This is a genomic window from Flavobacterium frigidum (assembly GCF_048286735.1).
Classification (GTDB): domain Bacteria; phylum Bacteroidota; class Bacteroidia; order Flavobacteriales; family Flavobacteriaceae; genus Flavobacterium.
On the sequence record NZ_JBLVPU010000002.1, the window covers coordinates 156468 to 169011 of the forward strand.

Consider the following 12544-nt stretch of genomic DNA (forward strand, 5'->3'; position numbering starts at 1 on the left):
ATTAAAAAATGAAACTAAAGTTTAATGGATTCTTAGTACTTTTAGTAGTACTAATGGCGCAACTTACTTTTGCGCAAGAAAGAACTGTTTCTGGTGTTGTTTCTGATAATGCAGGATTGCCTTTACCGGGCGTGAGTGTATTAGTAAAAGGAACTAAATCAGGGACACAAACTGATTTTGATGGAAAATTTTCTGTTAAAGCAAGCCCAAGCCAAGTTTTAGTATTTAGCTATCTTGGAATGAAAACTCAGGAAGTTAGTGCTGCATCATCGACCGTTAGTTTAAAACTAATGGATGATTCTGTTCAATTAGAAAGTGTTGTTGTTGGAGCATTAGGTATTAAAAGAACTAGAAATTCCGTAACATCTGCTTCACAAGTAGTAAGTAATAAAGAAATTACTCAAGCTGCTAACCCTAACGTCGTACAATCGCTTGTAGGTAAAGTATCTGGATTACAAATCAATAAAACTTCAAGTGGTGTAAACGCAGGAACTAGAATTGTATTAAGAGGATCTAGATCTATTACTGGTAACAACGAAGCGCTAATTGTAATTGACAATGCTATTTCAACAGCAGCTGCATTACAACAACTTCCACCAGAACTTGTTGAAAGTTTAAACGTTCTAAAAGGAGCTCAAGGAGCTGCTTTGTACGGTGAGCAAGGTGTTAATGGTGTAATTTTAGTTACAACTGTGAAAGGAGCAAAAGATGGAGGAAAACTAGTTGTTAGTGCAAACTCAGTAGTAGACTTTGAAACAGTTGCGTATGTACCTACAACTCAAAAAAAATATGGTCAAGGTTGGTTTGGAGCTCATGATCCATATGAAAATGGTTCTTGGGGAGAATTATTTGATGGAGTAAACAGAGACACAGGATTGCCTCAAGCTGATGGAAATTCTTTATCACTACCTTATTCTTTCATTAAAGATAATGTTAAGCAATTTTACCAAACGGGTACAACTTACCAAAATGGATTTTCACTTAATGCAGGAAACAATGAATCATTTATTTTGCTATCAGCAAATAAATTAAAAACTGAGTTTGTAGTAAACGGTGACGTTTTAGAGAGAAATAGTTTTTTATTAAAAGCTGGAAAAACACTTGGTAAATTTAGTATCGAGGCTAACGTTAACTATAACTACCAAAGATCAAGTGAAACATCACCAGGTTTATTGGGCGAATTAATTGAAACTCCCGGAAATATTCCGATTTCACAATTTGCAAATTCAGGTACTGAAGGACACTGGACTCAGTACTATTCAAGCCCTTATTGGACACTTAAAAACAACCGTAATGATGGTACAAGATCATTCGTGAATGCTATTGCTGCATTAAAGTACGAGATCAACAAAAACATCAATGTTACTTATACTGGAAATGTACAGTTTAACAACAGGGATTCACAATCTCACATCAACAGTTTTAAAGAAACCGCTTTTACAACCAGTATTGGAGCAAATAGAGATCAAACATCTCAATATTTTGCGAGTCAATCATTTACAAGAAACTTTTACGGTGACTTCTTGGTAAATTTAAATTATGACTTAACTGATAATTTAAATTTGAAAGTGAATGCTGGAACAAATATGCAAGACAATTCATTTAGAGTAACTTCTCAAGGTGGTACCAATTTAGATATACCTGGTTTCTACCATATTTCGAATGTTCTAAGTCCTTCAAATCCATCTGCACTAGATAACAGATATTTAAAATCTAATAGAGTAGATGCGCTTATAAATGTGGATTTAGCATACAAAGATTATTTATTCTTGAATGCTACTGGAAGACAAGCATTATCATCTGTTTTACCTGAAAAAAATAACAAGTTTTTGTATAATAGTGCAGGTGTCTCATTCATACCTACAATTGCATTTGACGGACTAAAAAGTGAGACTTTTAATTATGCCAAAATTGCAGCCAGTTATACAAGAGTTGGTAACTCATCAGCAGTACCAACTTATGCAATTAATGAAATTGGAGTGTCACCAACAGGTTTTCCATACGGTAATTTAGGTTCGTACATTGCTAATCAAAATCCAACTGATAAAGATATTGAACCAGAGTTTGTAACTACAACTGAACTTGACGTAAGCTTAGGTTTCTTCAATAATAGAATTACACTTGATGGATCTGTCTATAAAGCAGAAACTACTAATTTAATTACAAGAGCAACATCATCTTCTGCATCAGGTTTAGCAACATCTCAAACTAATGTAGGTGATATGACTACTACAGGTTTTGAGATTGATTTAGGTTTAACTCCTATAAGAACGAAAGACTTTAACTGGAATTTACGTGCAAGTTACGCAACAAACAAATCCGTAATCAATGCATTGGCTGAAGGAGCTAGCGAAATCAATTTACTTACTGATGCTACAACTGGAACTGGAATATTTGCACAAGTAGGTCAAGAGTTTCCTTTAATCAAAGGAACTACATTTGTTAGAGATGCTAATGGAGGCATAATTGTAAACGCTCAAGGTTTACCATCAAGAACTTCATCTAACTCAATTTTAGGTAAAGCTACTCCTGATTATATTTTAGGACTTACTAACTCATTCGAGTACAAAGGGTTAAAACTTACTGTGGTTATGGATTATAGAGATGGACATGATATTATATCTCAGACTAAATACGACTTAACTTGGCCAGGTAGGTTAGAAGAATCAGCTGATTTTGATAGAGATAATGGTTTCATCATGCCAAATACGGTAATTGAAACAGCGCCAGGATCTGGTGTTTACACACCTAATACTACTGTTGCATCTGCAGCAGGTTACGGAACAAATGGCGTAATTGATTATTACGATGCTTTAAGTAGAACAGGAGAGCACAATGTTATCGATGCTTCTGCATTTAAAGTACGTGAATTAGCATTAAGCTATTCATTACCTACCACTTTAATCAAAAGAATTGGATTAACTTCTTTAAAATTTGGTGTTAATGCAAGAAACCCATTCGTTGTTTTATCTAAAGAGAACAAGGGATATACTGACCCAGAGGCTTCAGTAAATGGATCTGGCGGTAATGGAATAGGATACTCAAATACAGGTCAATATCCAAGCACTAGAACAGTTGGTGGAAGCATCAATTTAACTTTTTAATACAAAACAAGATGAAAAAAATAAGTTTAATATTAGCGATCTTCGCTATATCTCTTTCTTCGTGTAGTGACTATTTGGAAGATAATATCACTCCAAACAGTCCATTAGCAAGTAGCTTACCACCACGATTGGTACTCCCTGGAGCACAAGCACAATCTTTTAGAGTTCAAGCTACGACAATGAACCGTTTAGGAAGTGTTATGTCTAATTCATGGGGTGGAAACATTTACCAATTTACAAATCCACTTCGATTAGAGTATTCCTATAATTTTGATAACACAACATATTCTGCAATATGGGATGGCCTATACAGAAGTGTTAGTAATTATCAAAATATAATTGAAACACCATTGCCAGATCAAGAATACTACATTGCAATTTCAAAAATTATGAAAGCGCATTACATGCAGTATATTGTAGATTTATATGGTGACGTTCCTTATTTTGAGGCTTTCAAAGGTCAAAGTAATACTACACCTGCTTACACTGATGATGCTGTTATTTACAAGGAACTAGTTAAGGAATTAGAGGAGGCTAGAGCATTAATAGCAAATCCAACTGCAACTACTGAAGGTGTAACAACTGATATTGTTTTTGCTGGAAATATGGCTAAATGGACAAAACTTGCAAACACTATAGAATTAAGAATCTTATTGAGACAAAGCAAATTAACAGATGCTGCAACTGTAACTTACTTAAACAGTAAATATGCCGATTTGCAAGCTTCAAACAATTTCGTTGATGCGGATGCATTGATCAACCCAGGGTATTCAGCAGCAAATAATGCACAACAAAACCCTTTCTACGGTGCAAATGTAAGAGATGCTGCAGGTTCGACAGCAGAAACCAACTTTACTTTCTTTACATCGTCTAAATATTTTGCTGACATTTTGAATGGAGCTACAGGTAGCGCCACTGCAGGTGTAATTGATCCAAGAAGATCAAGACTATGGACCACTGTAGGAGGAATAGTAGTAGGTACTGATCAAGGTCAGACTGCCCTTCCAGGACAAACTAACGCAACTAATCCAACATCTAGATTAGGAGTTGGACTTACAAGCGATATTGGAGCTACCCGTGCAGAAAGATCAAAAGTAGGTTCAGCAAGAGCGGGAGTTTTAATGCTTTTAGCTGAAAGTAAATTTTTACAAGCAGAAGCTGTAGAAAGAGGAAAGTTAACTGGAGTTGCAAAAACACTTTTTGACCAAGGTGTTCAAGCTTCATTCACTTACCTAGGGGCAACAATAGGTACTTATTTAACATCAGTTGATGCAACAAACGGATTTGGATATACTGGTAGTACAAACAAAATTCAAGCTATTTTATCTCAAAAATGGATTGCTTTGAGTGGTGTTCATGGTGTAGAAAATTACATAAACTATACTAGAACTGGTTTTCCAACTATTACATCCACAATCAATAATGCAAATATTCAAGCATCTAGACCAAAGAGATTGATATACCCAATATCAGAGTACAATGCAAATTCAGCTAATGTGCCTATTTTGACTTCAGCTCAAATTATTACACAAGGTCCATTCTGGTATGTACCGTAATTAATATTCTGGTTTATTATTTTAAGAGGCTGTCCAAATGGACAGCCTCTTTTTTTTGTGCCTTATAAATATAAAATTGATACTGTGACTATTAACCAAACTCAACGATTAAAGAACAAACAGGTCAATAAAAACTATTTAATTCAAAATATTTACGAAGCTATTGCTAAAAATTACCTTTTTTAAGAAAATTATAATCATAATTATAATTTATGTATTAAATAAAAATTCTTTATTAGTTATATTAACAAATAATTAGGACTTTTGTTTAAATAATCAAAACAATTAAAAATGAAACTAAAGTTCAATGGATTCTTAGTGCTACTAATAGTACTAATGGCGCAACTAACTTTTGCGCAGGAAAGAGCTGTTTCAGGAACTGTTACTGACAATGCGGGAATGCCTTTACCAGGCGTAAGTGTATTAGTTAAAGGAACAAAAACTGGAACACAAACTGATTTTGACGGTAGATATTCCATCAAAGCTAGCCCAAATGAGACGCTTATATTTAGCTACATTGGTATGAAAAACGAAGATCTTCTCGCAAAATCAACGTCTTTAAATGTGAAAATGCAAAGTACAGCAATGGAACTTGAAAATGTTGTAATTACTTCTCAGGGTATCAAAAGAGAGAAACAAGCAATTGGTTACGCAGTTAGCCAAGTAAAAGCTAAAGATTTAGAGCAAAGAACCGAAGGTGACATCGCTAGAGTTCTAAGCGGTAAAGCATCTGGTGTACAAATTATTAATGGTAGTGGAATTTCTGGTTCTGCAACAAACATCAACATTAGAGGTAACTACTCTGTTAGTGGATCATCTCAACCGTTATTCATTGTAGATGGTGTTCCTTTTAGTTCGGACACGAATGCTAATGGCTCGTTCATCAATGGAAATTCAGGATCAAGCAGATTTTTGGATTTAGATCCAAACAATATTGAAAATGTAAGTATTTTAAAAGGATTTGCAGCATCAACTCTATACGGAACAGAAGGTAGAAATGGTGTAATCTTAATTACTACAAAAAGCGGAAGTTTAAAAAAAGGACCTAAAAAAACAGAAATCTCTGTTAGTCAATCACTTTTTGCTAATGAAATAGCATCTTTGCCAGATTACCAAAATAAATTTGGTAACGGATTTGACCAAGCTTTTGGTAATTTCTATAGTAATTGGGGACCTGGATTCTATGCAAATGGTATTGGTGGATATGCAAATCCACTTTCTGGAATTGCTGCTGATGGCACTATTAAGCACCCATACGACAGAGCAAATTTAAATGCTTCATTCCCAGAATACATTGGTCAAAGAGTGCCATATTCTGCAAAAACTAATAACGTTAAGGATTTCTTTAGAACAGGTATTGTTGCAAGTACATCTGTTAACATAGCTGGAGCATCAGCTGACGGAAAAACAAGTTTTAACTTTAACTTTGGACACTTAGAAGACGAAGGTTTTACACCTGGTAACAAATTAGGTAGAAATTCTATCTCTATTGGTGGTAAATCTGCATTAAGTAACAAATTTACAATTAGCGGTACTTTAAACTATTCAAACACAAATTTCAGAAGCCCACCAGTTGCATTAAGTACAGGTTCAGGAGCTTCAGGAACAGGCTTGTCTGTGTTTTCGGATGTATTCTACACGCCTCGTAATGTTGATTTAATGGGATTACCGTACCAAGACCCTATTACGGGTGCAAGTGTTTATTATAGAAATGATGGTGGAATTGTAAATCCAAATTGGACTGTAAACAATGCTTTCACATCACAACTAACAAATAGAGTTTTTGGTAATTCAGCTTTGAAATACGACATTAATGACAATTTGAACATAACGTACAGAGTAGGTATTGACAATTATACTGAAAGAAACGCTTCTGGGACTAACAAAGGTTCGGGTGGTGCATCTACTGCAGGACCAGTTTTAGGAGATTACAGAACGTTTGATAACCTTAACACAATATGGGATCACAACTTCATATTAAACGGTCAATATACGCTAACTGATGATTTGGGATTAAACTTCAGTGTCGGAGCTACATCAAGATCTACAAAATATGATCGTCAAGGTGTTAACAGTGTGGAACAATTAGCATTTGGAGTGTTTAGACATTTCAATTTCAAAACACAAACTCCGATTCAAGCTACTGAAAACAGAAATATTGCAGGTATATACGCTCAAGTTGAATTTGATTATAAGAAATGGGCTTATTTGACACTTTCTGAAAGAAAAGATTGGGTATCTAATACAAATATCAACACATTAGATTATCCAAGCGCAAGTTTAGCACTTATTCCTACAAAAATGTTTCCTGAAATCGCATCAGACAAAGGATTAAACTATTTGAAAATAAGAATGGGTTATGGTACATCTGCTGGATTTGCAACAGGATACCCAGTTTCAAACAATGTAACATTGGCCCCTAGAGGACACATAGACGATTCAGGTACCACTTACCCTATCGTATCAGCAACTAATAGCTTAGGTAATCCTAATTTAAGACCTGAGTTATTGACTGAAATTGAAGTTGGTTTTGACTCTAAATTTCTTAAAAACAGAGTAAGTTTGGACTTCTCTTATTTTAGAAGAAAAACTAAAGATTTAATTACTGACAGACCATTACCGCCATCTTCTGGATTTGGGTCAACTAAGACTAATATTGGTCAAATAGATGGAGAAGGATTAGAAATTGATTTGGGAATTAATTTAATCAATCATGCAAACAATGGATTCAATTGGGATGTAAGTGCTAACGTAACTAAATCTAAATCCATAGTTACTTCTTTAGGTGCAGATGCAAGTCAAATAGTATATGACGGATACAGCAATTTAGGAAATGCAGCAATTCCAGGACAACAATTTGGAATTATTGTTGGAAGTAGAATCCAAAGAGATGCTGCAGGTAACAAAGTGGTAGAAAGTACAGGTTTGTACAAAGTTGAACAAGGTATCTTCAATATTGGTAATCCAAATCCTGATTACATTTTAAATGTATCAAATAGTTTTTCATACAAAAACTTTAATTTTGGATTCTTAATTAACTACACTCAAGGTGGGGATATGTATTCTCAAACTATATCAACGCTATTAGGAAGAGGACTAACAACTGACACTGAAGACAGATTAAACACTTTTGTATTACCTGGTGTTAAAGCCGACGGATCTGCAAATGATATTCAAGTTAATAATTCAGACTACTACTTCCAAAATATCATAGGTGGTGCTGATGAAATGAAAATTTATGACGCAACTGTTATTAGACTTTCTGAAATATCATTTGGATATAACTTACCAAGTAAAATGTTAGAAAAAACTCCTTTTGGGTCTCTATCTTTAACTGTTTCAGGAAACAACTTGTATTACAACGCAATAAACACTCCTAAAGGAATCAATTTTGATCCAAATGTAGCAGGTTTGGGTGTTGGTAATGGAAAAGGATTTGACCATTTAAATGGCCCAACGGCTAAAAGATATGGTTTCAGTATTAAAGCAAGTTTCTAAATTTAAAAAAAATAAATATGAACAATACAAAAAAAATAGCAAGTATATTAATTTTGTTCTTAGGGACACTATTATACTCTTCTTGCGAAACCATAGACATGGATATGAAAGAAGATCCAAATGCATTGTCTGTTGACAAAGCTGATGTCGATTTCTACTTAAATGGTATTCAACGTTCCTTTGCACTTAACATGCAAGATTATGGTAGAACAACTATGGAAGTAACTAGGATGACAAATATGTTTGGTAGAAGCTATGAAAATGCTTATAGTCCAGCTACTTTAGATATTAAATGGTCAGATTCTTATCAATCTGTATTAAAGAACATTCAGTTAATGAATGTTAAAGCCGCAGAAAAAGGATTGAAACGCCATATTGGAATAGGACAAGTGCTAGAAGCATATACTATTGTTAACTTAGTTGACTTTTTTGGTGATGTCCCTTACACAGAAGCTTTATTAGGATCAACTAATTTGAATGCAAAAGCAGATACTGGAGCTTCAATATACAATGCAGCATTAGTATTATTAGATAAAGCAATTGTAAATTTCTCTGGAACTAGTCCTTCTACGACTACTTTTAATGATTTCTATTACAATAAAGACTGGGCTAAATGGATTAAATTAGCTAATTCTATAAAGATGAAAATCTACATTCAAAAAAGATTAGTAGACCCTACAGCAATAGCTAGTTTTAATACTATTGTCTCAACAGGTAACTTTATGCAAACAGCAGCAGATGATTTCCAATTTGAATGGAACTCGAATGTTAACAATCCTGATGGAAGAAGCCCTTTATACAGCGATAACTATTTAACAACCGGTACTTCTGAATATCAATCAAATTGGTTCATGGATTTAATGCAAAGTGATAAATCAATTGCTGATCCTAGAATGAAATTTTACTTCTACAGACAGTTAAACGGACAATCTCCTATTGACCCTACTACTTTAAAGTGCACACTAGAACCAGCGCCTCAACATTATGTTACTGGTAATTATGTTTACTGCACATTAAGTAATGGTTACTGGGGCAGAGATCATGGAGACAATTTTGGTACTCCACCGGATGCTGACAAGAAAACAGCTTACGGAGTATATCCAGCGGGTGGTCGTTTTGATGACAACACATATAAAACTGTAAACAATATAAGTGGAGCAAAAGGTGATGGTATTACACCTATATTATTAAGTTCAACTATGGATTTTTACAGAGCTGAAGCTGCATTGTACGGAGGTACAGGAAATGCTAAGTCATTTATCTTATCTGGTGTACAAAAATCATTCACAAAAGTAAGATCTTTCATAACTAGAGATGCTGGTGCTATAGTATCAACTGTACCTCCTACAACAAGAGATGTAACTTATATGAATGAAGTTGGAAATAAATTTGATGCTACTACTTTAACAGGTCAAAGAGAAATTCTTGCAAAAGAGTTGTTTATCTCATTATTCGGTAATGGTATAGATGCGTATAACTTTTACAGAAGAACTGGATTTCCTCAACGAATTCAACCAAATATTGAACCAAATCCTGGACAGTACATAAGATCATTTTTCTATCCTGCAAGTGAATCTTCTGCAAATTCAAATATGAAGCAGAAAGCTAGCGTTTCCGTAAGAGTGTTTTGGGATAACAATGCTACAACTGGATTTCCTATTGGTAACTAAAAAATAATAATTATGAAAACATATATAAAACAAATTACATATTGCTTTTTTGCAATTAGTATGATTCTATTGCAGTCTTGTACTAATGATGAAAGCACTCCTAATGATGTATTTAATAATACAACACAAGGTGCGATTTTAAGAACTATAAAAGTTAACCAAGGTACATTTAACTTCTTTGACACTAGTTCAAAATGGTCGGTGACTGTTGAAGAACAAGATAATACTCAAGGTGAATTATTTTCAGAAATTCAATTGTTCGCAACTCACACAAAAAACGGAGTTACTGCAACCGAAAAACTTGTAAAAATAATACCTGCATCAACTTTTACAAAAGGAGAAAATGGTTTACCTAGAGGCGAAGTAAGTGCAACATTAGCTGAAACATTGGCTAAATTAGGACTAACTACTGGACAGTATACAACTTCAGACAAAATTTCGATGAGATTAGTTCTAAAATTAACAGATGGCAGAACTTTTTCTAACACTAGCTCAGCCGGAGCAGTTATTGGAGGGGTCTATTTTTCATCACCCTTTTTATATTCTGTACAATTCTTTTGTCCGTTAGCTAATGTATCTACTTTCAATGGAAACTACAAAGTAACTGCTGATGCTTGGCAAGATTATTCTGTTGGAGATATTGTACCTGTACAATACGTTCCAGCAGATGGTTTATACAAATTTAGAATTAATAACACCAATAATCCATATCTTGTAAATTCATCAACTTCCTATATTATTGTAACTGTAAACCCTACAAATGCGGCAGTAACTGTTACATCAAACGAAGTGTGGAATTATGGAGGAGGGTTTTTAACAACTGTAACTGGATCAGGAACTGTAGGTTCTTGTACAGGTGACATTAACTTAAAATTAAACTTTAGTGGATCTTCACAAAATCAAACTTTCAGCTTAGTTAAAATATAGATTAAATAAATTTTCATATATCTAAAACCGCCATCATTACGCTGGCGGTTTTTTTATATCTTTGCACAATGGAAAAAGAACATCAAATATTCGGGATTAGAGCAATTATAGAAGCAATTCAATCTGGCGCAACTGTTGATAAAGTGTATATTCAGAAAGAAGCGACTAGCGAACTTATGAAAGACTTAATGAAGGTAATGAAGCGTGGGAATATTAACTTTTCTTATGTTCCAGTTGAAAAACTAAACAGATTGACTCCCAATAACCATCAAGGTGCTGTAGCGACCATATCCCCTATTTCATTTTTTGATTTAGAATCATTGATTGAATCCGTTATTGAAAACGGTAAAAAACCATTATTTTTAATATTAGATCAAATATCTGACGCACGTAATTTTGGTGCCATCATAAGAACTGCAGAATGTACTGGTGTAAATGGCATTATTGTTCAGAAGGCAGGATCAGCGCCAGTGAATGGAGATACTGTAAAAACATCAGCAGGAGCCGTGTTCAATATTCCTATTTGTAAAGTAGAACATATCAAAGATGCTATTTTTCTTTTGCAAGCGAGCGGCATTAAAACAGTAGCGGCAACAGAAAAAACGGATCAAACTATTTATGATATAACTTTAAACGAACCTGTAGCAATTATCATGGGTTCTGAAGATCGAGGTGTCAATCCATCTGTATTGAAAATTGTTGACGAAAAAGCGAAGCTTCCAATGTTTGGAACTATTGGTTCACTGAATGTTTCCGTAGCTTGTGGTGCTTTTTTATACGAAGCTGTAAGACAGAGAAACTAATTCTCCCAGCGCATCCAAAACGGATTAAGGTGAAATAGAACATACAAAAGGAATTAAGACTTTGGTTTTGATTCCTTTTTTTCGTTTGAAACAATCTCGTAATCAACTGCTACATTTGAAGAATAATATGCTACAAATTCTTCTAATTCTGCATTTTCTTCCAATTTTGGTATATTGACAAAATTACCATTCTCATCAAATCGCTGCATAAATTTGTCTTCGGAAGGATCAAAATCTGGATGTTCCCAATCGTACTTTAGCACTTTCTTGTATTCTGGAGCTTTATAAATCAACGAGAGCAAAAATCCAGTTACCAATCCGCCTAGATGTCCTTCCCAAGAAATTGACTTCTCGCCAGTAATTTCTGGACTTGGAAAAACATACCAAACCATACCGCCATATATAACTATTACTGCCAAGGAAAGAGCTACAAGTCTATTGTATTTAGTTTGTATTCCTTTAAAAAAAACAAAACTGAATAACACATAAATTAATCCACTTGCTCCTATGTGGTAATTGCTTCTGCCAATAACCCAAGTAATCAATCCCGATAATAAAACCCCGAATGAGATCACCTTCACGGTTTGCTCTGGATAGAAAAATTGCAATGCAGCTAATAAAATAAGTAAAGGGACTGAATTGTTATAAAGATGCTCCATATCAGCATGAATAAACGGACTAAAAAAGACTCCTTGCAAACCTGAAAATGTTCTTGGCAAAATTCCGTTTTCAACAAAGTCAAAATCAAATCGAATTTCAAGCCAAAAAATAAACCACAGGAATACTACAAAAAAAAGAGGGAGCGCAATAACTGCATTCGTAAATTTGAAATGCTTTTCCATGAATAACGAAATATTTAATGTGAAATAATTAGTTCAAAAACTTCACCAAAAGCAATTTAATGCTATTTTGTCATATTTAAACCGAAAACCTGTATTTAATGCTACTCCATAGCCCAGATGGAAACGGCATCCTTTTATATCTCG

The 12544-nt window shown here is 34.2% G+C and carries 7 protein-coding genes; 6 read left to right on the plus strand and 1 reads right to left on the minus strand.

The window, feature by feature from the left end:
* Positions 1-8: 8 nt before the first annotated feature.
* From ACNQGO_RS02260 to rlmB, 6 genes are all read left to right on the plus strand, one after another.
* The gene (locus tag ACNQGO_RS02260) at positions 9-3104 is read left to right on the plus strand and encodes a SusC/RagA family TonB-linked outer membrane protein (RefSeq protein ID WP_417984025.1); all 3096 of its coding nucleotides are present in this window, start codon (positions 9-11) and stop codon (positions 3102-3104) included.
* Positions 3105-3115: 11 nt separating this feature from the next.
* On the plus strand, positions 3116-4660 hold the full coding sequence (locus tag ACNQGO_RS02265; protein WP_417947192.1) for a SusD/RagB family nutrient-binding outer membrane lipoprotein: 1545 nt from the start codon (positions 3116-3118) through the stop codon (positions 4658-4660).
* A gap of 291 nt (positions 4661-4951) precedes the next feature.
* Positions 4952-8158 carry a SusC/RagA family TonB-linked outer membrane protein gene (locus ACNQGO_RS02270; RefSeq protein WP_417984026.1) on the plus strand — a complete coding sequence of 1069 codons (3207 nt, stop codon included), beginning with the start codon at positions 4952-4954 and terminating at the stop codon, positions 8156-8158.
* Between the two features lie 17 nt (positions 8159-8175).
* Complete coding sequence (locus tag ACNQGO_RS02275) at positions 8176-9828, plus strand: SusD/RagB family nutrient-binding outer membrane lipoprotein (RefSeq protein ID WP_417984027.1); 1653 nt, start codon at positions 8176-8178, stop codon at positions 9826-9828.
* Positions 9829-9840: 12 nt separating this feature from the next.
* The gene (locus tag ACNQGO_RS02280) at positions 9841-10755 is read left to right on the plus strand and encodes a hypothetical protein (RefSeq protein ID WP_417969093.1); all 915 of its coding nucleotides are present in this window, start codon (positions 9841-9843) and stop codon (positions 10753-10755) included.
* Positions 10756-10823: 68 nt separating this feature from the next.
* Positions 10824-11558: a 23S rRNA (guanosine(2251)-2'-O)-methyltransferase RlmB gene (gene rlmB / locus ACNQGO_RS02285; protein ID WP_417969092.1), complete on the plus strand. Its 735-nt coding sequence runs from the start codon at positions 10824-10826 to the stop codon at positions 11556-11558.
* Positions 11559-11611: 53 nt separating this feature from the next.
* On the opposite strand, the gene ACNQGO_RS02290 is transcribed toward rlmB, so the two are convergent.
* Complete coding sequence (locus ACNQGO_RS02290) at positions 11612-12400, minus strand: rhomboid family intramembrane serine protease (RefSeq protein ID WP_417969091.1); 789 nt, start codon at positions 12398-12400, stop codon at positions 11612-11614.
* Between the last annotated feature and the right edge of the window lie 144 nt (positions 12401-12544).